Origin of the sequence: Desulfonatronovibrio hydrogenovorans DSM 9292 (assembly GCF_000686525.1) — a bacterium.
Taxonomy (GTDB): Bacteria; Desulfobacterota; Desulfovibrionia; order Desulfovibrionales; family Desulfonatronovibrionaceae; genus Desulfonatronovibrio; species Desulfonatronovibrio hydrogenovorans.
Genome location: NZ_JMKT01000012.1, coordinates 56636 through 79120, shown reverse-complemented (window position 1 = coordinate 79120; position 22485 = coordinate 56636). Strand labels below are relative to the sequence as shown.

The following is a 22485-nucleotide window of genomic DNA, read 5'->3' as shown; positions in this document are numbered from 1 at the left end:
GCATCTTGCCAGGCACTATCCGCATTTGGTGTAGCCGCAGGAAGAACAGACAAAACATCCTTCCTGAAAGACCAGCTCGCTGCCGCAGTCAGGGCAGGAAGGACGGCTCAGCCCTGCATGGCTGCCGACGGTTTTGGTTCCCTGCATATACCTGTTTTCCAAAACCCAGCCCACTGCATCGGGTATGGACAGCAGCAGTCCTTTTTTCTGGAAGACCGGATGCTCTCCTCCTATTCCCTTGATCTGCTTGACAACATCCTCTACTGCTATGCCCGACCTGAGGGCCAAGGAGACCAGCCTGCCAATGGCTTCAGCCTTGGCAGTAATGGATCGGCCTGACCTGCCTATGGTAGCGAACACCTCAAAAGGCCTGCCATCAACCTCGTTGACAGTCAGGTAAAGCTCTCCAAGACCAGTCCTGACCTTCTGGGTAAAGCCGTAAACCACCTCCGGCCGCTCCTGAACACTCAGCCGGCCTTCCTTTTTCTCCTGGCTGGCCTTTTCACCGTCGCCGGTACACAGGACCTGGGAGCTTTTGCACCCGTCACGATAGACCGTTACTCCCTTGCATCCCAGCTCATAGGCCATCCAGTAGATATCCCAGATGTCCTCCTTGGTTGCCTCATGGGGCAGATTGACTGTCTTGGATACAGCGTTGTCCGTGTACCTCTGAAATGCAGCCTGCATTTTAAGGTGATATTCCGGCTCAATATCCATGGCAGTAACATACACTTCCCGCAGATTCTCATTCAGAAAGTCCATCCTGCTGATGCTGCCTTTCTGACTGATCTCCTCCATAAGCTTGGGGCTGTGACTCCGGCTCTTTTTCAGGGCCTCCTCCAGGTGGGGATTAACTTCTGCAAGCCTTTCCCCGTCCATGACCTGGCGAACAAAGCTCAGGGCAAAGAGTGGTTCAACTCCGGAAGAACACCCGGCTATAATGGACAGGGTCCCGGTGGGAGCAATAGTGGTGGTGGTGGCATTCCGGAAAGGCCCGAGATTCTGCCTGGCATAGACCGACTCGTTGTAGGCCGGAAAGGGCCCTCTTTCCTCGGCCAGGAGCTTGGAAGCCGACTTGGACTCATTCTGGATAAAGCCCATGACTTTTTCCGCCAGCTTCAAAGCCTTGTGACTGTTGTATGGTATCTCCAGCTGAAACAATAGGTCAGCCCAGCCCATGACTCCCAGGCCAATCTTCCGGTTCTTGTTCACCATCTGGGTGATCTTGTCCAAGGGATACCTTGATGCATCAATGACATTGTCCAGGAATCGGACACTCAGATGTACCGTATCCCTGAGTGCTTCCCAGTCGATGCCGTCATCAGAGTCAGGGGCGTAAAACCTGTCCAGATTGATGGAGCCCAGGTTACAGGCCTCATAAGGCAGCAAGGGCTGTTCTCCGCACGGATTTGTGCTTTCAATCTCGCCCTGGGCTGGGGTGGGATTGTCGCGGTTGATCCGGTCCAGAAATATTATCCCTGGATCACCGCTCTCCCAGGCCTTCTGGACCAGCAGAGAAAATACTTCAACTGCTTTGAGCCTTCCCTTCTCTTTTTTGGTATGCGGAGCGATCAGTACATATTCCTCATTATTCTCCACTGCCTGCATAAACTCTTCAGTCAGGGCGATGGACAGGTTGAAGTTGTTCAGCTCTCCATCCCTTTCCTTGGCCCGGATAAAATCGATGATATCCGGATGATCCACCCTCATTATTCCCATGTTGGCTCCGCGACGGGTGCCTCCCTGCTTGACCTGCTCAGTGGCGGTGTTGAAGATCCTTAAAAAAGAGATGGGACCTGAGGCAATTCCCCCGGTGGAGCCCACCCGGCTGTCCTTGGGCCGCAGCCTGGAAAAGGAAAAGCCTGTCCCGCCTCCAGATTTATGAATAAGGGCTGCATGCTTTATGGCATCGAAAATTTCCTCCATGGAGTCCCCCACCGGAAGGACAAAACAAGCGGCCAGCTGGCCCAGGTCTGTTCCGGCGTTCATCAGGGTCGGGGAATTGGGCAGAAAGCGGTACTCGGTCATGAGGGTATAAAAAATTCCAGCCAGCTCATCTGCCTTATATCTTGATTTTTTATATTTTTTTTCCTCATTGGCAATGCTGGAAGCAACTCTCCAGAACATGGCCCTGAAATCCTCGACAGGCTGTCCGTCCTCTCCTTTCCGCAGATATCGTTTGGTCAAGACAGTTCTGGCATTGTCGCTTATAACAGGTTCAACCGTATCCTGGGGCATCTTGCTGGGTTTCATGTACATCCTCTTAAAAGGGCTATGGCTGATTGTCCCTTATCCAGACTGGACCAGCCGATGACTGTTATTAATTCCATCTACCGTAACAGTGCTCGAAAAAAACCTGAAATCAAAAAAACAGATTGATTTGATTTTTGGCAGGAATGTTTTAGTTATATAAAAATGTCTGATAATTCCAGGGAAAAAATCAGGGTAACTTCTAAAAGAAATTCAACTACTCCGAAAAAATCACCTTTGAGCCAGGCTGTGATCCAGGCCTTAATGTTGATTTTTTAAGTGGCGACCCGTTCCCAAGTCAAGACAATACCCCTGAACCATGGACAGCACAAGGCACGGCCATGTAGCTGCAGTGATTATGAATAGCAAGAACTATACAGGCCACAAGTGGCTGAACCTGTTTCACTCCGTCCTGATCATATCCGTTATGGCCGGTCTGCTTATTCTCCTGGGCTGGCTCATGGCCGGAAGGACTGGGATCTTATGGGCCCTGGCAGCAGGAGGCGTTCTGTCCGCCGGCTCATGGATGTTCTCTCCATGGCCGGCATTGGTGCTGCACGCATACAAGGCCGGCCGGCTGAAGCCGGAACAAATCCCGGCCCTTTATGAAATCCTTGGAAAAATCAGTCATAAAGCCGGCCTGATCCGGACCCCGGATCTCTATTATGTGCCGAGCCCGGCCATAAACGCCTTTTCCCTGGGCAACAGAAAAAGGCCTGTCATTGCTGTGACCGGCGGTTTACTTGAAGCCCTGGACTTGAGGGAACTCCAGGCAGTTCTGGCCCATGAAATCAGCCACATCAGAAACAACGACACCCGGATTATGAACATGGCCGATGCAGTCAGCCGTCTGACAGGATTCATGGCTCTGGGTGGCCAGATCCTTTTGTTGATCAACCTTCCCCTGATCCTGATGGAGGGTTACCGGATTTCCTGGTGGGCAATAGCAGTGCTCATCCTGGCCCCTACTGTCAGCGCCATCATGCAGCTGGCCCTGTCCAGGACCAGGGAGTGGGATGCGGACCTGGATGCGGCACTGCTCACCAATGATCCACTGGGGCTGGCCAGGGCCCTGGCCAGGCTAGAATATAAGGTCCCGGTCTGGTGGAGCGGCTTTCTGTTCCCGGGCAGAAAATCCGACCTGCCATCCATTCTCAGAACTCATCCCAGAACAGAGGACAGAATTAAACGGTTGATTAGTCTGGCCCAAGATAATAAAAAACAGACCAGAAACCCTGGCTATGGATACCTGGCTCTACCGGATGATTTGCTTCCAGATCAACAAAGACTTTGGAGGAGTCCTGGACGAAACAGGTGGTTTTAAGTCTTTCAACCGGCAGAAAACATTATGTTTAAAGTAATTGCTTCCCTTTCTGGCATTTTTTTCTTTTTTTACCTGGTTTTTCTGGGATATGCCTATTTTTTTCAGCATCGTCTGGTTTATGTGCCCTATTCCAGCCTGCAGGGAGATCCGGCCCAGATCGGACTGGGTTTCCAGGAGGTATACATTGACTCCAGAAACGGAAACAGGGTTCATGCCTGGTTCATCCCTGCAGCCCAGGAACGGGCAGTGGTCCTGTTCTGCCATGGAAATGCCGGCAACATATCCCACCGCTTGCAGACCATCAGCTACCTGCATTCCCTGGACGTGTCTGTTCTGATCTTTGATTATCAGGGTTATGGACGGAGTTCCGGAAAACCCAGCGAGATTAATACCTACGCTGATGCCCGGGCTGCCTGGGACTATCTGGTGGGAACCAGGAGAATTGATCCGGACAGAATTTTCATCTTCGGCAGATCCCTGGGTGGAGCTGTGGCTGCCGACCTTGCCGCAAAGACCGATCCGGCCGGAGTCATTCTGGAATCAACCTTCACCAGTGTCATTGACCTTGGCTCGGAGCTGTTCAGGTTTCTGCCGGTGCGGCTTCTGTCCCGTTTTGAATATAATACCCTGGATAAACTGAGAAATATATCCGCACCCACCCTCATCATTCACAGTCCGGACGACGAGATAATTCCCCACTCCCACGGGCAGCGCCTCTACGAATCTGCAACCGAGCCCAAACATTTTCAGGAAATAAGGGGCGGGCACAACACCGGGTTTATGGAGAGCGAGGTCAGCTACCTGGAATCCCTTGATGATTTTTTTTCCAGATACTCACCAGATGGAGGGCCTTAAAGGCCCTGTCAAAAGGGCAGATTGTCTGGACCAGGAGCTAGCCAGGCACTTCAATCTGCTGCTTCCGGAGTTTCCTGGGATCCGATCCTGCATGACTGGGCTTCGGGCTCCTGAGCCGAGGCCAGGGGCTGCTCAGTAAAACCATTAATGGGACCCAGATATCTGCGATCCCTCTCTGTCACCGGAGGGCTCTGCATATAAACGGTCAACAGGTGGGTCAGGGATTCCAGGGAACCCAGATGAGTCCGTTCATGGCCGTGGGAGGCATCCACTCCAAAGCAGGCCAGGGCGGTACGGAGGTCATTGCCGGCTTCAATGGCTGAAGCGGCATCACACCGATAGTACCGGAACACATCCCGCTGGTGCAGAATCTTATGTCTTTGACAAAGCTCAATCAAAAGATGGGTCAGGTGATAATCAAAAGGACCGCTGGAGTCCTTGATGCAAAGGGTGACCCCTTTTTCAAAACGGTTGCGGCCCTCAATGATAGGAGCGTTGTCAATACTGACCATTTCAGCCACGTCCCCGTGCAGCACAGCTGATGCACCAGATCCCACCTCTTCGGAAATGGTGAACAGGAGATGACAGTCAATGGGCAGCTTGGTTCCGGTCTCAACCACTGCCTTTGCAGCAGCCAGAAGAACAGCCACCCCTGCCTTGTTGTCCAGGTGCCGGGCATTGACGTATCCCCCTGGACTTATTTCCAGAGGAGAATCAACAGCCACCCAGTCACCCACATTAATCCCCAAATTTTCCAGATCTTCCCGGCACAGAGCGTCTTCATCCACCCGGACCTCTACATTATCCCAGGAAACAGGCTGGGAGTCTATTTCCGTGTCATAGGCATGACCTGAAGCCTTAAGGGGCAGGATGGTACCCCTTCTGGCTCCAAAATCAGTGAAAATGCTCACCCTGGCCCCTTCAGCAAACCGGCTGGACCAGGTCCCTATTGAGGTCAGGCTCAGCCTGCCATTGGGCTTTAGCTTGGTGACCATGGCCCCCAAGGTGTCCAGGTGGGCCACAACAGCCCGGTCTGGAGAAGATCTGGCCCCCTTGATGTCCGCCCTGATGGCCCCCCTCCTGGTCAGCTCATGGGACAGGCCCAGTTTATCCAGCTCATTACAGGTAAAGTGAACCACTTTGTCGGTATACCCGGTGGGACTGGGAATGTTCAGCAGATCACTCATGATCCTTTTCAGATAGTGCATATCAATGGATAGTTTTTTTTCCATAAGCTTTTTTTTGCCAAATTTAGTTAAACAACTGTCTGGGGGAAGAGGAAGTCCACATATCTCTGGGCCGTGGGCTGGGGCTCATGATTGGCCAGTCCCGGACGTTCATTGGCTTCAATGATCACATATTCCGGCCCGGTCACATCACTGACCAGGAAATCAAGACCCACCACAGGTATATTAATGGCCCGGGCCGCATGCTCAGCTGCCCGGACAAGCTCGGGATGAAGCTTTTCTGTAACATCGTGGATGGTTCCTCCGGTATGGAGGTTGGCTGTCTTGCGGACCTCAAGGCGTTCTTCAGCCGGAAGGATACTCTCCAGGTCATATCCGGACTGGGCCACACAACGTTTGGTTTCACCATCCAGAGGTATTTTACTTTCCCCTCCAGTAGCTGCCCTTCTTCGCCTGCTCTGCTTCTGGATAAGCTCTTTGATGGTGTGTCTGCCTGTTCCCACGATCTCTGCAGGCTTGCGAACAGCTCCGGCAACCACTTTGAAATCAATGACAATTATCCGGAGATCCTGCCCCTGAACATAATTTTCAAGCAAAACAGTAGAGCAGACTCTGGAAGCGGCCCTGCAGGCCTTGTCCAGACCATCAGGACCACGGACATCAACACTGATGCCCGCACCCTGCTCCCCCCTGGCCGGTTTGACAACCAGGGAACCATGTTTCTGCAGAAAAACATGATTCTCTTCCCTGTTTCCAGCCTTGATCTGTTCAGGCACATTCAGTCCGGCCCTGCGCAGAATCCTTCTGGTGAGGGACTTGTCATCGCACCGGCACAGGGCAATGGCACTGGTCATCTCACTTAAGGATTCCCAGCAGACAACTGTTCTTCCGCCCAGGGTCAGGGCGAAATGACCCGACTCCTGGTCCAGGACCTCCACGCTGATCCCCCTTCTTCTGGCCTCTTTGATGATAATGGTGGAGTAGGGGTTTAGTTGACTGGTTTCAGGGGTGGATGTGAACAAGGGCTCGTTTATGGGATTTTTTCTCTTTATACAAAAGACCGGAACCCTCTGAAAACCGAGTTTCTCATACAGGGCAATGGCCTGTTTATTGTCGTGCATAACTGAAAGATCAAGATATGACCGGCCCTTGGCCATGAAGTTTTCAGCCAGATGCCGGACCATTGCCTCTCCAACCCCAGGGTGAGGGGCCTGGGCATCCACAGCCAGACACCACAAACTTGAACCATTTTCCGGATCACTGTAGGCGGCCTTGTGGTCCACACCGGTCACAGTACCGATGATCTGCCTGCGGTCCACATCTTCAGCTACAAGAATCACGATCTTCCTTGATTTGCGGTTTTTCCACATAAAATCTTCACTGGAATTGACCATGCCCCAGGTGGAATAGATCCGGTTCACTGCCCGGCAATCCTCCAGGGAACTTATCCTGCGGATCACAAACCGCTTGGGCAGGGCCTTGCCCGGCAGGTAATTATCAAGCCACAGCCGGTAGGTGTGTGAAGGATCCATGAACAGGTCCTGAGGGGCCAGAGACAGGACAACGTGGGGATCCCGGAGATAGATGGCGATATCTCTTTTGCCGGGCGTCTCCTTAAGAATAGCCTGCACCAGTTTTTCCTGATCCTTGAAGGTGTGTCCAAAAATCAGTCTTCCCCAACCGCAATCCAAAACCACGTCATCTTCGGCCTTGATCCCGGGTGCTAGGTTTTTGCTTTCCCAGCTGCGCAGGGAAGGAACATTGCTGCGGTCAAACCGATGGTCTTTCTTGTACTTGTGCGCCATGTCCAGCCTTCCTTTCCTCAGATGTCATGGGTTTGAAACCACAGTTCCAGGAGTGCAGCCTGCCAGAGCCTGGATGATCCAAGGGGGGTTATCTCTTCCTGGGGATTATCCAAAAGCCTGTCCAGATGCTTCTGCTGGAAAATCCTTCTGTTTCTGGCTCCGGGATCAGCCAGGACATCCCGGACAAAATCCAGAAAATCACCCTTGAGATATTTGAGGGCCGGAACCGGGAAATATCCCTTGGGCCGGTCAATGACCTCAGCAGGAATCACTTTTCTGGAGGCCTCCTTAAGGACAAACTTTCCTCCCTGGCCCACCTTGTATTCAGGTGGAATCCGGGCTGCCAGCTCCACCAGCTCGTGGTCAAGAAAAGGTACCCTGGCCTCCAGGCCCCAGGCCATGGTCATGTTATCCACCCGTTTTACCGGGTCATCCACCAGCATGATCAGAGAATCCAGCCGCATGGCCATATCTATGGTCCGATCCGCCCCCTCCTTTTCAAAATGGTCCCGGACAAACCGGCTGCTGAAATCTTCCAGCACCAGCTCCGGGTTAACTGTCTGGGCATAGGTTTTATGATCAAGATCAAAGAACACCTTGGAGTAGTCCTGGACTGGGTCAAGGCTGTCCATAAGAGGCGGATACCAGTGATAGCCACCGAAAATCTCGTCTGCCCCCTGTCCGCTCTGGACCACCTTGACCTTTTTGGAGACCTCTCTAGAAAGGAGATAGAAACCGATATTGTCATGGCTGACCATGGGTTCAGACATGGCCCGGACACAATTCTGGATATTGGCCAGGGCCTCTCCTGATCTGACCCTGATCTTATGATGGTCAGTGCTGAAATGTCTGGCTATAACGTCCGAATACCTGAACTCGTCTCCCTGTTCCCCGCCCACTGACTCAAAACCAATGGAAAATGTCTTGAGGTCCCTGACTCCGGCCTCAGCCAGAAGGCCCACCACCAGGCTGGAATCCAGCCCGCCGGACAAAAGAACTCCAACCGGCACGTCAGCCACCATTCTCCTTTGAACAGCCTTGCGCAGGGAGTCCATAACCAGATCCTGCCACTCTTCAAAAGACCTCTGCTGGTCCTGGGAACTTCTTCTGTAATCCGGCCTCCAATAGACCGTCTCTTTTTTTTCCCCATCCGGTTCAATGGTCATCAGGGTTGCCGGACCCAGCTTGCGCACATCCAGAAGCATGGTATGCGGGGCTGGCACCACCGCATGAAAGCTCATATAGTAATGCAGAGCAACCGGATCTATTTCCGGACCTGCCGCTCCAGTGGCCAGAATGGCCGGAAGAGAAGAAGCAAACAAAAGACTGCTGTTTTTTTCGGCATAATAAAGGGGCTTGATGCCCAGGCGGTCCCGGCCAAGAACAACCCGGCCTGAATCGCGCTCGACTATTGCAAAGGCAAACATGCCCATGAACCGGTCCACGCACTCCATGCCCCAGTGATGGTAGGCCTTGATAACTACCTCTGTATCCCCATCGGAAAAAAACCTGTAACCCTGGGCAGCAAGCTCTTCCCGGATCTCCTTGAAATTATAGATCATCCCGTTGAACACACATGACAGCCCCAGCTCAGAATCGATCATGGGCTGTCTGGACTTTTCGCTCAGATCCACAATCTTGAGTCTTCGATGACCCAGGCACTGTCTGCCCAGCTGAACCAGGCCCGACCCGTCCGGCCCCCTGGGAACCATGGCCCTGGACATCCTGTAAACTGCATCAGGCGTAATTTCCTTGTTATCAAACCGGATTTCTCCACAAATACCACACATGCTAATACCCCTTGCTCATAACCCGGGCAAAAGCTGCATGCCGGATGTACAAAAAGAGGACCAGAGGGTCGTGACCGGTTGCCTGTCCCCTGGATCCTTTATTGCAGACAGTCAGAAATGCAGCATGCCTGGATCAACAATGATTAAACCTGTACTGGACTAATCAAATATATTTATTTGAATATCCAGATCACTTTTATACGCAAAAAAAACGCTTTATCCTGATTATAAACCGTAATTAATATGTCCTGAATTGTCAAACAAACTAAAAAACCGGCTCGCAAAAGCTGCAAGCCGGTTTTTTAGTTACTGACCAGGAGATACACCGGTCTTTTCAATTCATCCCTGGGAACGGGTCAGCAGGTCAGGGACAGGACCACCCTGTCCCTGACAAAAAATATTAATCACACTTTTATTACCAGGGGTATTACAATAGGATCCCTTTCCAGGATTTTCCGAAAAAATCTGCGCAGGGTGGAACGGGTCTTTTCCTCAAGTTTTTTTGTTGCACCGGGCGGAATATCTTCAAATATATCCAGCACAAGACATTTGGCATCTTCAAGAACATGGGCATACTGCTGTTCAAAAATAAACCCTCTGGACAAAATTCTGGGCCCCATGAGCATTTCCCCGGTTTCCTGGCTGACCACCATTATTGCTATAACCAGTCCTTCTCCGCCCAGGATATGCCTCTCCTTAAGCACAGTATGGCCTACGTCTCCTACACCCTTTCCGTCCACCAGGATGGATTCGGAAAAAATCTCCTCCTCAAACCGGACCCCTTTGGCAGTAAAGGTCAAAGGCTGCCCGTCCTCCAGAACGATGCTTCTTTCCGGAGCAACCCCGCATTCCTTGGCCAGCTGGACATGCTTGAACAGGTGCCTGTATTCTCCATGGACCGGAATGAAAAACCTGGGGGATACCGTTTCCAGCATCACCTTCAGTTCTTCCCTATGGGCATGGCCTGAGGCGTGAATGGCCCGGACCTTTTCATAAACCACTTCCGCACCCAGCCGGTAAAGGTTATTGATGACCCTGGTTATGGCCTTGGTATTGCCCGGAATTATCCTGGAAGACATGAGCACCAGATCGCCCTTATTGATCTGCAGCTGCTTGTGTTCGCCCAGGGCGAGCCTGGTCAGGGCGGAGAGAGGTTCGCCCTGAGATCCGGTCAATAAAAGGACCATTTCTGAATCATCGTAACCAGGCAAATCCTCCAGCGGACAATAAACATCATGATCCACCCTCAGAAAGCCCTCTTCCATGGCCATGTCAATATTCTTGGCAAGACTCCGGCCACTGATGGCTACCTTGCGTCCAAATTCCCGGGCCAGATCGAATATCTCCTGCATCCGCTGGATATGGCTGGAAAACAGGGTCACCAGTATCCGACCCTTGGCCTTGGCAAAATACCCCCTGAGAGATGACATGATCTCCCTTTCAGTCAGGGCATAACCCTCCCTTTCAACATTGGTGGAGTCGGACAGAAGAAGCATCACCCCTGGTTCAGCAAAGGCCCTGAAGGCATCAAGGTCAGTCAGGTGGCCCCCCATTGGTTCACGGTCCAGCTTAAAATCTCCGGTATGGACCATCCTGCCCATGGGAGTTTCAATGCCCAGGCCAAACCCCTCTATAATGGAATGGCAAACCCGGAAAAAATTAAAGGTGAAATCACCCAGTTCAAGAACGCTGTTCTGATCCACCACCTCGGTCTGCACATAGTCCATGAGGTTGAATTCAGAAAGCTTGTTGGAAACAAGCTGCAACGTGAACCTGGAACCGTAAATGGGAACATCCACATAAGGCATGAGCCAGGGCAGGGCCCCGATATGGTCTTCATGTCCATGGGTCAGGACAATTCCCTTAAGCTTGTCCTTGTTTTTTATGACATAGTCAAACCTGGGTATGACCACGTCCACCCCCAGAAGAAAGTCCTCAGGAAACATGAGACCGCAATCAATGACCACCATGGAATCCCTGCTCTCCAGGACCATGCAGTTCTGACCGATTTCACCCAGTCCTCCCAACGGGATCAATTTAACATAATTTTCACCTGAATCCATGACTGACACTCCCAAAAGCTTGGCCAGGGCATTGCCCTGCAATGAAAAAACTTATATCCGCCCCGATCTATCCCTGCTGGTAGATCATGTACTCCAATCAATCCAGGACCATTAGATTCTGAATCAATGGTCCTTTGGCCCAGGGTCAGAGCATTCCTGCCCGACAGTCATCCTGGTCTGTCAACTCATCGTTACCTAATGGGGAACTATCTCATAACCCTGCAAAATACAACTCAAACAATCCAGGGAAAACATCCCTGGCCCTCAAGTTTTTATTCAAACAAGGTCAGTTCCAGCTCAAGGCCATAAAAACATGAAAGCCCGGCCCGCTCATGTTTTTTTGAGCGGACCGGGCTTTGATATTTCAGGATACTGTCCGGGTTACCCGATGCCGGGAATCAGCCCTCTCTGGCTTCCTTGCTTTCAGCAATTATCTTTTCTGCAATAGGTGCCGGGCACTCCTCATAGTGATCGAACTCCATGGTAAAGGTGCCCTGACCGCCGGTCATGGAACGCAGATCCTGGGCATACTGAAGGATTTCAGACATGGGCACATGAGCTCTGACTTCAGTGATCCCCTTGTCTGAATCAGAACCCAGAACTTTGCCCCGCTTGCTGGACAAATCTCCGATGACGTCCCCCATATACTCGTCAGGCACATAGACCTGGACCAGGACTATGGGCTCCAGCAGAATCGGCTTGCACTGTTCCACGGCCTTTTTAAAGGCCATGGAACCAGCCACCTTGAAGGCCATTTCTGATGAGTCCACGCTGTGATAAGAACCATCATACAGGGTGACTTTGAAATCTACCACCGGATAGCCGGCCACCACTCCCTTGGCTGCTGTTTCCTGAATTCCTTTGTCAACTGCCGGAATATACTGCCTGGGGATGGCCCCGCCCACAATAGCATCTTCAAATTCGTAGCCTTCTCCCCGCTGCCTTGGTTCAAGCCTGATCCAGCAGTCACCGAACTGTCCTCTGCCTCCGGTCTGTTTTTTGTACCTTCCCTGGACTTCAGCCCGGCCCTTGATGGTTTCCCGGTAGGGAATCTTGGGGGTCTTGAGGACGATATTGGCTTTATACCTTCTTCTGGCCTTTTCCACTGCAGTTTCAATGTGCAGCTGGCCCATTCCGGAAAGCAGCATATCCCCTGTCTCCTCGTTTCTGGCCAGCCTGAGATTGATATCCTCATCCAGGAGTCTCTGGACAGCTGAGAAGACCTTGTCTTCTTCACCCTTTTCTTCGGCCGCCAGGGCGTAGGACAGGATGCAAGGAGGCAGGTCTTCGACTTGAAGCACAAAAAGCCTTCCTTCAGCGCACAAGGTGTCTCCAGTGGTGGTTTTCTTGAGCTTGGGCGCGGCAACAATGGCCCCGGGGCCCAACTCCTCCTTGGCCGGAGTCTGTTTTTTGCCTTCCAGATACAAAAGCTGGCCCAGTTTTTCCTTTTCATCCTTCAAGGGGTTGAAAAGAGTCATATCAGCGGACAGTTTTCCGGACATGACCCTCATGACACTTAAATGGCCGGCAAAGGGATCAGTAATGGTCTTAAAGACAAAGGCCGAAAAATGCTCATCCGGACTGGCCTCCCTGACTTCTCCATCTTTGCCCTGCCATGCGGGATGTTCAAGGGGAGATGGCAGGAGCTGCTGGACCGCATCAAGAAGATTTGCCCCGCCTTTGTTTTCAAGGGCAGAGCCAACGCAGATGGGCACTATTTCACCGGAAAGCACACCTGCCCTTAGACCCTGCTGCATCTCTTCAGGAGTAAGGCTTCCTTCTTCCAGATACTTTTCCATGAGCACTTCATCACTTTCAGCGATATTCTCAATGGCCGCCTCCCTGGCTTCCTCCACAATGTCGGCCATCTCAGCCGGCACTTCTCCGGGAGTCAGGACCCCGTCCCCGGAAAACAGGTAAGCCTTATTCTCAAGGACATCCACCATCCCTCTGAAATCTGATTCAGCCCCTATGGGCAGGTAAAGAGGGACTGGTTTAATACCCAGGGTATTGACCAGACTCTGGTAGGCCATGTCAAAGTCAGCCCTTTCCCTGTCCATCTTGTTGATAAAAAAGATTGCAGGAAGGCCCTGTTTTTTGGCTTCGGACCAGATCTTCTTGGTCAGGGGCTTGGCCCCGTCAATGGCGTCAACCACAAACACCACCCCGTCAACGCCATGCAAAAGATAGCTGATGTCGCCGATAAAATTATTGTCTCCGGGGATATCAATGAGATAATGCCGGTTCTTGTTCCAGCTGAAGGCTGAAAACCCGGGCTGGACACTGCCTCTTCTCTTTATCTCTTCAGGTTCAAAATCAAGGCAAGTGGTCCCTTCTTCAATCTTGCCCAGTCGCTGTATGGCCTTGCTGTTATAAAGAATCATCTCAGCCACAGAGGTCTTTCCAGCTCCTCCGTGTCCGATCAAGGCATAGGTCCTCTGCTTTTCCAACTTATCCAGCATTGATTTTGCCCCCTTTAATAATTTGTATTTGCATGTTCAGCCCTGCCTTGCCTTGGGGGTTGATCTTTTTTGATCGGCCAGGGACCGCAGTATCCTGGAGAACCGATGCCCCACACTACCCAAAGAAAGGCATGGATTTTCAAAGAATCCCATCCAGTCCGCCAAGGTATCTGAACAGGAAAACCAGCGATCCAGTTCAGCAACTCTGGACATCGCCAAGGCCTACAGGTAAACCCACTGCATGTTTTGTTCATATCACTGCAAGCCGTTTGATTATGTCCTATTGAAAGATGAATTAAAAGTTGTCAAGTTGCTCCTGACCCCATAATCAACATAACATGCTGAGATTAAAATATAAAAAATATTATGAATAATCTTCCTTCATTACTTCATTTAAGCCCCGCAGAAATCGATCCAACAGATCCCTGCCTTTTCTGGGCCAGAGAACCGGACCGGATTTTTATCCAGAACATAAAAGACCTTGGCCAGTTGAATCCTGTCCTTGTCATGCCGGCTGGGCAGAGATGGATCCTGATTTCAGGATACAGGCGATATATGGCCCAGAAAGCCCTGAACCAGGCCGTGCTGGCCCTGGAGATCCCTGAAGCAGGGCCTGAGCACCGGGGGCTTTTATATCTCAGCTCCAACTTCACCCGGAACCTGACGGTCGGCAGGGTCATCTCTGCCCTGCGTTTCTTTGCCGACCATCACGGACCAGGACCTGAATCCTGGCTGCTCCTTGGCATTGATCCAGGCACCAGACTCCACTCATTGTGGACAGCCTGGCTCAGCCTCCCAAGGTCCTGGGACCAGCCATTGAGCCGTGGCAATATCTGTCTGGAATGCGCTGAACTCCTCTTGGCCCTGGAGGAGAAAAACGATCTGGAACCACTTTTTCCATTTTTCCAGGACCTGGGCTGGTCCAAAAACAACAGCCTGAACTTCATCACCTGGATCTCTGAACAGGCATCCAATAATGGCCAAAGCCTCAGGACAACCATTGATCGCCTGAGTCTTGACCAAATCCTCCAGTCAAATCAGTCTCCGGCTGACAAGACCAAAAAGATCCTCAAGAAGGTCTTTGAGGCCAGATACCCGGTCTTTTCCCGCCTGAAAAACCGGACCAGGCAAAGTCTCAGACAGCTGGAGCAGCGGAGTCTCTGGCAGGTTCGGCACAGGGATGACTTTGAATCCACTGACTTGATCTTTTCCGCCAGAATCAGAAACCAGCAGGACCTGCACAGGGCTCTGGGGGAGCTTCAGGAAATCAGCTCTTCCAGCATCCTGGATCAGTGGCCGGTCAGCATCCATGAATAATTCTTCTTTGCCAGCCACCCCATTTGGCTTTGCACCCTTTGAAAAGATCATCGTGGACAGGGAAGTCCACGACTCTCCCCTGACCAGAAAAATACTCCAAAAGCTGCCCCGCATTCCTGTGGTCTTACTTGATCCGGATCAGACAGAAAAAGAGAGTGCAGAGCCTGGAAATTCTCTGGTCATTTACCTGAAGCATTATAAGGGCAGGTTTCTCCGCCCCTGTCCAGGCACTAAACATTACAGGTGCTGCGCATACCAGATTATCCATACCGGAGAAAACTGCCCCCTTGGCTGCAGCTATTGTATCCTGCAGGCCTACTTTCAGGACAGGGTCATCAAGGTCTGGGCCAACCAGAATGACTTGTGGAAGGAACTGGACCAGACCTTTGGCAGGGACAGAGGCCGGCTTTTCCGGGTGGGAACCGGAGAATTCAATGACTCCCTGGCCCTGGAATACTTGACTGGATACGCTGCCGACCTGGTGACATTCCTGAATGATCACCCCAATGTCTGCCTGGAATTAAAATCCAAGATCATTGACCTGACCTGGATGAAGCAGGTCAAAAGGCCGGACAGGGTGTTGCCGGCCTGGTCAGTGAACAGTCCGGAAATCATTGCCAGGGAGGAGCACGGAGCCTCCTGTCTGGAAGATCGACTCCAGGCCGCCCGCAAATGTGCTCAGGCCGGCTTTCGGGCTTGCCTGCACTTTGACCCGGTCATTCACTACCCGGGATGGGAAAAGGGCTATGCCCGGGCCGTTGAAATGATCTTCAGCTACCTGAACCCCAAAGACATAGCTTATATCAGTATGGGATCATTCAGGTTCATGCCGGCACTGAAAAAAATCATCAAGGACAATCATCCGGAATCCAAATATATTTTCAATGAATTCATAACCGGGCTGGACAATAAATCAAGGCTTGTGCTTCCCCTCAGGCTCGAGCAGTTCCGGTTCATCACAGGCCTGCTCAGGCAGGGTGGAATATCCCGGCAGCTTTATTTCTGCATGGAGTCGGACATGGTCTGGAAACAGGTCCTGGGATACACTCCCTCTGACCTGGGCGGTTTGGGCAGCCACCTGTTAAAACTTGGTTTTAATGATCTGAAACAGGCAATTTGATCTCCAGCCAGGGTCTGTTGCCAGCCAGGACATTATAACCACATGCAGCCTGGAAAGATGATCTGATTTTATTTGACTATCCTTTCTGGGTAAGATAATTTTTAATATTTAGCTTTTGGCGAGAGTGGCGGAATTGGCAGACGCACTGGACTTAGGATCCAGCGGTTTTACCGTGGGGGTTCAACTCCCCCCTCTCGCACCATAGAAGGTCCATGTCTGCAGGGCAAAGGGCTTTCACTTGCAGTTCCGGTCAGGGCAGAACCGGATGCATTCAAATACACCAAGGGAGGATGGATTTTTATGGATTATAATGTACAAGATGTTTCCCCGGTAAAAAAAGAGATCAAGATCGAGGTTCCGGCTGAAGAAGTTCATGCAGCCCTGGCCGCCACCACGGCCCTGTACCGCAGGGATGTTGACATAAAAGGATTCCGCAAGGGCAAGGTCCCTTCTTCTGTTATTGAGGGTAAGTTCAAAAAGCAGATTTATGGAGAGGCAACCACTGAGCTGATCAACCTGCATATCAATCAGATCTTAAGCGAACTCAAAATCAATCCGGTCTCCCGCATTGATGTGGACGCCGGTGAACTGGTCCGGGGTGAAGACTTCAAGTACTCCATCAGTTTTGAAGTCGCCCCTGAGTTTGAACTTCCCGAATACACCGGAATAACCATTGAAGAAGAGGAAGTGGTCGTCAACCCTCAGGAAGTAGAGCAGGTCATTGAGCGTATCCGGAACAACCTGGCCGAACTGGTTGTTATTGAAGAAGAAAGATCTCCTCAGGACGGCGAAGCCGTGGTCATCGATTTTGAAGCCTTTAAAGACGGCCAGCCAGTGGAGGGAGTAAAGGCCCAGAATTTTCAGATGACCCTTGGCGAAGGGAATGCCCTGGAAGCATTTGAAGATCTGGTAAAAAAACTTGTTCCTGGAAGCACTGACCAGGCTGAGATCACCCTTCCGGATGACTTTCTCAACAAGGACCTGGCTGGGCAGAAAGTGCTGATGAAGGTCACCCTGCACTCCATCAAGGAGAAAAAGCTGCCTGATGTTGACGATGAACTGGCTCAAAAGGCGGGCGGGTTTGAAAGTGTGGACAAGCTCAAGGAAGTCATTGAAAAATCATACATTGGCTCCAGAAAGCAGCTCAACAAAAGCACAGCCCAGAAAAAGGCCCTGGATGAACTCAAGGCCAGAGTGGAGTTTGAACTTCCCCAGTCTCTGGTCCAGGGAAGGATCGAGCAGAAGATTGCTGAACTGAAAAGCAGTCTTGAGAAAAAAGGCAAAAACTTCGAGTCCCTGGGCCAGACCCATGCACAGCTCCAGGAACAGTTCAAGCCTGACGCTGAAGACATGGTCAAATCCCAGCTCTTCTTGCTGGCTGTAGCTGCCAAAGAAGAACTCACTGTTGAACAGCAGGAGATGGACTCATACATTCAGAACATGGCCAGTTCCAGTGGGCAGGACTATGAGAAACTGAAAAGCTTCTACGAGCAGAACAACCTCATGTTCGCCCTCAAAGACAGTCTCCTGGCTGACAAGGCCATGGAGCTGATCTACAAGAACGCGGAAGTCAAAATAATTCCACCGGCCGAAACTGAAACTCAGGTCCAGGATGAACCGACACAGGAAAAGGCCTGATCATGCATTTGTTCAAAGCCGGTGATCAGGCCTTTTGCCGAATCACCGGCTTTACTGGAAAAAGCCCGGACCCGCCATTGACTTTCCTGCTGAATTCTTATTCATTATAATCCAAGTTCCGTTGCTTTCTTTGAACTTCACGGAACCACTCAAAATTAATCAAGGAGCAAATATGAGCTATAATGTTCCCATTGTCATAGAAAGTACAGGCCGTGGCGAGCGGGCTTATGACATTTATTCAAGGCTGCTCAAGGACAGGATCATCCTTCTGGGGACCCCCATTGATGATCACATCGCCAACCTCATCTGCGCCCAGCTCTTATTTCTGGAGTCGGAGAATCCGGAAAAGGAGATCAATTTCTACATTAATTCACCTGGTGGCTCAGTTACTGCAGGCATGGCCATTTATGACACCATGCAGTATATCTCTGCACCAGTGGCTACTCTCTGCCTGGGCCAGGCCGCCAGCATGGGAGCCCTGCTTCTGGCAGCCGGCCAGAAGGGAATGCGCTATTCTCTGCCCCACAGCAGGATATTGATACATCAACCAATGGGAGGATTCCAGGGTCAGGCCACTGACATCGACATCCAGGCCAAGGAAATCATCCGGCTCAAGGCCAAGCTCAATGAAATCCTGGCTAAACATACCGGAGCCAAGCTCTCTAAAATCGAGCACGATACTGACCGGGACTATTACATGAGTGCAGATGAAGCCAGAAAGTACGGCCTCATTGACAATGTACTCACTTCCAGGGCTGAAATTGATAAAATGAGCTGATGATTCAGCCGGAACCGTAAAAATAAACAGCAATCCGAGGTGCAAAATGGCTGACAAGAAAAAGCCTTACGTCTATGACCTGTGCTGCTCATTCTGCGGGAAGACTCAGGATGAAGTGGACAGGCTCATAGCTGGTCCTGATGTTTATATCTGCAATGAATGCGTAGCCCTTTGCGACGAAATCATTGCCCAGGACCATGTTGAAGAAGGCTTTGAAGGGGAGGTCCTGCTTCCCCCTGCAGAAATCAAAAAAGCCCTTGACGACTATGTCATAGGTCAGGATGAAACCAAGAAGATCCTGGCTGTAGCAGTATATAATCACTACAAAAGGATCCGCTACACCAGGAAAAAAGACGAGGTGGAGCTGGACAAGAGCAATATCTTGCTCATAGGCCCCACTGGATCGGGCAAGACCCTCATGGCCCAGACCCTGGCCAGGATACTCAAGGTCCCTTTTGCCATAGCCGATGCAACCACCCTGACTGAAGCCGGTTATGTTGGCGAAGACGTGGAAAACATCCTTGTTCAGCTGGTGCAGAATGCAGATTACAATCTGGAAGCAGCAGCCAGGGGGATAATCTACATTGACGAGATCGACAAGATAGCCCGCAAGAGCGACAGCCCTTCCATCACCAGGGATGTCTCAGGAGAAGGGGTCCAGCAGGCTCTGCTCAAGATAATTGAAGGTACTGAAGCCAATATTCCCCCCAAAGGAGGCCGCAAGCATCCCCAGCAGGAATTCATCCGTCTGGACACCTCCAACATCCTGTTCATTGCAGGTGGAGCCTTTATCGGTCTGGATAATATCGTCAGACAGAGGATAAGTAAAAGCAGTATGGGATTTGGCGCCGATCTGAACAAGCAGCAAAAGGATACTACTGACTCCCTGGTTCGGCAGGCTCATCCGGCAGACTTGATCAAATTCGGGCTGATTCCCGAGTTCGTTGGTCGCATCCCGATTGTTTCCTCTTTAAATGAGCTGACAGAAGGCGATCTGATCAAGATCCTGAGCGAGCCCAAAAATGCTTTGGTCAAACAGTACCAGAAGATGCTCGACCTGGATCACATCAAGCTCAAATTCACTCAGAACGCCCTCAAGGCCATTGCCCGCAAGGCTTTGGAGAGAAAAACCGGTGCCAGGGGACTCAGGAATGTCATGGAATCCATCATGCTGGAAGTGATGTACAAACTCCCTTCACTGACCGGAGTCAGAGAGTGCCTCATAAACAAGGCAGTGGTGGAAAACGGTATTGAGCCTCTGCTCATTTACGAACAGGAAGCCAAATCAGCCTGATCCGGTACTCTGACCAGATTCCATCAATGATTTCCAGCAGTTTTTAAGGCCGGACCTTAGGAGGTCCGGCCTTTTTTCATGGCTTTTGGGCCAGATAGTCATGCACAGCCTCTTCCAGGGCTCTGGCAGCTAGAAAGGCGCAATGTTTCTTGTCTTCAGGCAAACCCTTGAGCACTTCCAGAATATCCTGCCCAGTTACCGATGCTGCATCCTCCAGGTCTTTGCCCAGGGCCAGCTCGCAGGCTACAGAGCCGCAAACAACGCTCGGGCCGCACCCATCACTGAAAAACATGGCTTTGGAGATACGCTGATCTTCCACTTTTAAATAGATCTCCACAGTATCCCCACATGATCCGGTCAAACGCGAGCTTCCGTGGGGACCTTCCATCCGGCCCATGTAGGCAGGATTCCTCCAGCGCTCATAAACCTCCGACCCGTAGGCCTCAAGAGTTTGATCAAAAATCTTCTGCTGCAGCTCATCAAGATGGCTGTTCAAGTCCTTGGTCAAGGCTATTACCTCCGGTGAAATGTGAATATAATTCAGTCCCTGGTCAAAGCCAGGCTCATGTCTGCCTCAGTCTCGATTCCAGGTCAGGGTCTAGCTTGACCTGAACAGTCCTGAGCATCCTGTCCACATGGACCATCCCCTGCTCAAGTCCTTTGACCTTGCGCACGTCCCTGACTCTGGCGCAATAAACCCCGGCTTTGGCATCGTCTTTTTTATAGCTGGCCAGGGCAGCCAGTCCGGCAGCCTCTTCAATGGCGCGTTCGGACACCTGAACAAGGTCGTGATCCCGTTTCAAAATAACGTGTGCACCTGGCCCGCCCTGGACATGAAACCACAGGTCGTGCCGGGCTGCGCCGGTACTCAAAAGCCTGTGCCCTGCCTTTCTGTTTCTGGCCCGTAAAATGAGAAAACCGTCGCTGGACCGGTAATAATGAACTTCTGATCCTGATTTTGCCTTTTTTCCTGCGGTCCCGGCCTTCCTGGAACTGACCCCGTCCTTCTTGACTGTGGATTCATGTTCATAGGGGCTGCTCAGACTTTTCTGAAGTTCTTTTTCCCTTTTCCTGACAAAGTCAAGCCCCCGCCTGCCCTTGGCAGCCCTCTTAAAAAACCGCTCCATGTTCTCCCGGACGGTCAGCTCAGGTCGAAGGGACAAGGTCCGAGCCGTTCCATCAGGCTCAACCAAAGATATCTCCTTTTGCCTGGAATCCGGGTTCAGTCGATACAGGTTGGACTTGATGAATTCGCCGTCCCGGGAAAGTTCGATCATCCGGGCCAGCCTCTCTTTGTCCTGTTCAATTTTTTCCAGATTCTTCCGGATTCTCCTGACCCGGACCTGGTCGGCCCGGTTTTTATCCGCTGTCCGGTCAACCATGGCCTGAACCCTGGGAAGACCGAACTCCAAAGCTGCACTCAGGGCGCTGTCAAAGGTCCGGCGAACCAGCCACGGGCTGGCCTGAAAACAGCTCAGACTCTCTTTTTTCCCGGGTTTGGTCAGGATGTAAAACCCCCTGGGCTTGGCTTGCGACAGGTCCTCCAGAAGCTTTCGGGCATCTTCAGAGTCAAGCTGCCCAAGGGCGGACCTCAGTGGGGGAGTGATATGGGGGTACATTTTCCAAATATCCTGATCTGCCACAATCTGTCTGAGATCAGGCCAGTCCACTGGGGTGGGGGGAGATGGAGCAGTATGCTCAAGACTAAGGCCCTGTTTCAGATCCAGGGCCAGGAAAACCCGGCTAGGTGAAAGCTCAAAAACCATCCTGCGCTGAGGCCAGAAGTTCATCAGCCCGGTAATCCGGAGATTCTTTATTCTCTTTCGCAGCCACATGACCCGGGCTGAAGGACTCGGAGGATTAATCGGTTTTTCCGGGGAGAGAAAAAAAAAGCCGTTTCTGGGTGATGGGTGAAAAATCAGATTTCCGGCCCGGCCAAATGAAAAGACCCACAGGTCAGAACCGGGCATGTAGACATTTTCCATCCGCAGCCCCTTGATTAGCAAAAAAAGCTCCTGGGCTGCAAACCGAAAAAAATTGGCTTCCATAGTCCTTGCAGATTCAGATCAAAACAGTGTTGCTTTTTGACTGTGGCCAGACATAAAGAGACAAAAAAAGGCTGGGGGCTGACAAGCCCTGGTCATTGGACGGCTGAGATGTCTTCCGTCAGGGGACCGGCTGCAGAGCCGTGATCCTGCTTAATCGCCCTGCATTGCTTCCTGCTGTTCCTGCCTGCTTTTGCACTTGATGCAAAGGGTGGTCACCGGCCTGGCCTTGAGCCTGGGGATGGATATGTCTTCCCCGCACTCATCGCAGATCCCGAAACTGCCTTCATCAATGCGATCCAGAGCCTGATCAATCTTATAAATGAGCTTGCGGTCCCTGTCCCTCAAGCGGAGGATAAAGGCCCGGTCAGACTCAGCCGAGGCCCGGTCTGCCGGATCAGCATACATTTCCCGGTCCTCGGTCATGTCTTCAATGGTATTCTCACCTTTTTGCTGAATTTCCTCACGCATGTTCCTGAGCAGGTTCCGGAAATATTCAAAGTCGGAATTCTTCATGGGCAATTTCCTCCTCTTTATTAAAATTAATTATACTAAAC

16 protein-coding genes and 1 tRNA gene are annotated in these 22485 nt (G+C 51.5%); 8 read left to right on the top strand and 9 right to left on the bottom strand.

Annotated elements, in window-relative coordinates; all coding sequences use genetic code 11:
• Window positions 1–15 precede the first annotated feature (15 nt).
• The gene (locus P771_RS0111040) at window positions 16–2253 is read right to left on the bottom strand and encodes a vitamin B12-dependent ribonucleotide reductase (protein WP_028575185.1); all 2238 of its coding nucleotides are present in this window, start codon (window positions 2251–2253) and stop codon (window positions 16–18) included.
• 355 nt (window positions 2254–2608) lie between these two features.
• On the opposite strand from P771_RS0111040, the gene P771_RS17335 reads away from it, so the two are divergent.
• Together P771_RS17335 and P771_RS0111025 are read left to right on the top strand one after the other, a co-directional pair.
• Window positions 2609–3574 (top strand): zinc metalloprotease HtpX, encoded by a 966-nt coding sequence (locus P771_RS17335; RefSeq protein ID WP_051617280.1) that lies wholly within the window; start codon window positions 2609–2611, stop codon window positions 3572–3574.
• Between the two features lie 24 nt (window positions 3575–3598).
• Window positions 3599–4429, top strand: a complete 831-nt coding sequence (locus tag P771_RS0111025; RefSeq protein WP_028575184.1) for an alpha/beta hydrolase — start codon at window positions 3599–3601, stop codon at window positions 4427–4429.
• 50 nt (window positions 4430–4479) lie between these two features.
• On the opposite strand, the gene P771_RS17330 is transcribed toward P771_RS0111025, so the two are convergent.
• The 5 genes from P771_RS17330 to fusA all read right to left on the bottom strand — a co-directional run bounded on the left by P771_RS17330 (window position 4480) and on the right by fusA (window position 13736).
• Window positions 4480–5661: an osmoprotectant NAGGN system M42 family peptidase gene (locus tag P771_RS17330; protein ID WP_051617279.1), complete on the bottom strand. Its 1182-nt coding sequence runs from the start codon at window positions 5659–5661 to the stop codon at window positions 4480–4482.
• 23 nt (window positions 5662–5684) lie between these two features.
• Window positions 5685–7421 carry an N-acetylglutaminylglutamine synthetase gene (ngg, locus tag P771_RS0111015; RefSeq protein WP_028575183.1) on the bottom strand — a complete coding sequence of 579 codons (1737 nt, stop codon included), beginning with the start codon at window positions 7419–7421 and terminating at the stop codon, window positions 5685–5687.
• Between the two features lie 17 nt (window positions 7422–7438).
• Entirely contained in the window at window positions 7439–9211 is a 1773-nt protein-coding gene (locus tag P771_RS0111010; protein ID WP_028575182.1) for an N-acetylglutaminylglutamine amidotransferase, read from the bottom strand.
• Window positions 9212–9615: 404 nt separating this feature from the next.
• Complete coding sequence (locus tag P771_RS0111000; protein ID WP_028575181.1) at window positions 9616–11274, bottom strand: ribonuclease J; 1659 nt, start codon at window positions 11272–11274, stop codon at window positions 9616–9618.
• A 398-nt stretch (window positions 11275–11672) separates the two neighbouring features.
• A complete protein-coding gene (fusA, locus tag P771_RS0110995; protein ID WP_028575180.1) occupies window positions 11673–13736 on the bottom strand; it encodes an elongation factor G in 2064 nt (687 codons plus the stop codon).
• Window positions 13737–14291: 555 nt separating this feature from the next.
• Here fusA and P771_RS0110985 point away from each other — a divergent pair.
• From P771_RS0110985 to clpX, 6 genes are all read left to right on the top strand, one after another.
• Window positions 14292–15053 (top strand): hypothetical protein, encoded by a 762-nt coding sequence (locus P771_RS0110985; protein WP_244147322.1) that lies wholly within the window; start codon window positions 14292–14294, stop codon window positions 15051–15053.
• Window positions 15046–16173, top strand: coding sequence for an SPL family radical SAM protein (locus P771_RS0110980; RefSeq protein WP_051617278.1), 1128 nt, complete (start codon window positions 15046–15048; stop codon window positions 16171–16173). The genes P771_RS0110985 and P771_RS0110980 overlap by 8 nt, the downstream gene beginning before the upstream one ends.
• A gap of 118 nt (window positions 16174–16291) precedes the next feature.
• Window positions 16292–16375: transfer RNA gene (locus P771_RS0110975), tRNA-Leu, on the top strand.
• A 98-nt stretch (window positions 16376–16473) separates the two neighbouring features.
• On the top strand, window positions 16474–17811 hold the full coding sequence (tig, locus tag P771_RS0110970) for a trigger factor (RefSeq protein WP_028575177.1): 1338 nt from the start codon (window positions 16474–16476) through the stop codon (window positions 17809–17811).
• A gap of 172 nt (window positions 17812–17983) precedes the next feature.
• The gene (gene clpP / locus P771_RS0110960; protein WP_028575176.1) at window positions 17984–18589 is read left to right on the top strand and encodes an ATP-dependent Clp endopeptidase proteolytic subunit ClpP; all 606 of its coding nucleotides are present in this window, start codon (window positions 17984–17986) and stop codon (window positions 18587–18589) included.
• Between the two features lie 46 nt (window positions 18590–18635).
• Entirely contained in the window at window positions 18636–19883 is a 1248-nt protein-coding gene (gene clpX, locus P771_RS0110955) for an ATP-dependent Clp protease ATP-binding subunit ClpX (RefSeq protein WP_028575175.1), read from the top strand.
• Window positions 19884–19959: 76 nt separating this feature from the next.
• Here clpX and P771_RS0110950 read toward each other — a convergent pair whose 3' ends face one another.
• The 3 genes from P771_RS0110950 to dksA all read right to left on the bottom strand — a co-directional run bounded on the left by P771_RS0110950 (window position 19960) and on the right by dksA (window position 22444).
• Window positions 19960–20391, bottom strand: coding sequence for an iron-sulfur cluster assembly scaffold protein (locus P771_RS0110950; RefSeq protein ID WP_028575174.1), 432 nt, complete (start codon window positions 20389–20391; stop codon window positions 19960–19962).
• Window positions 20392–20446: 55 nt separating this feature from the next.
• The gene (locus P771_RS0110945; RefSeq protein WP_028575173.1) at window positions 20447–21931 is read right to left on the bottom strand and encodes an NFACT RNA binding domain-containing protein; all 1485 of its coding nucleotides are present in this window, start codon (window positions 21929–21931) and stop codon (window positions 20447–20449) included.
• Between the two features lie 150 nt (window positions 21932–22081).
• On the bottom strand, window positions 22082–22444 hold the full coding sequence (gene dksA / locus P771_RS0110940) for an RNA polymerase-binding protein DksA (RefSeq protein ID WP_028575172.1): 363 nt from the start codon (window positions 22442–22444) through the stop codon (window positions 22082–22084).
• Window positions 22445–22485: the final 41 nt, after the last annotated feature.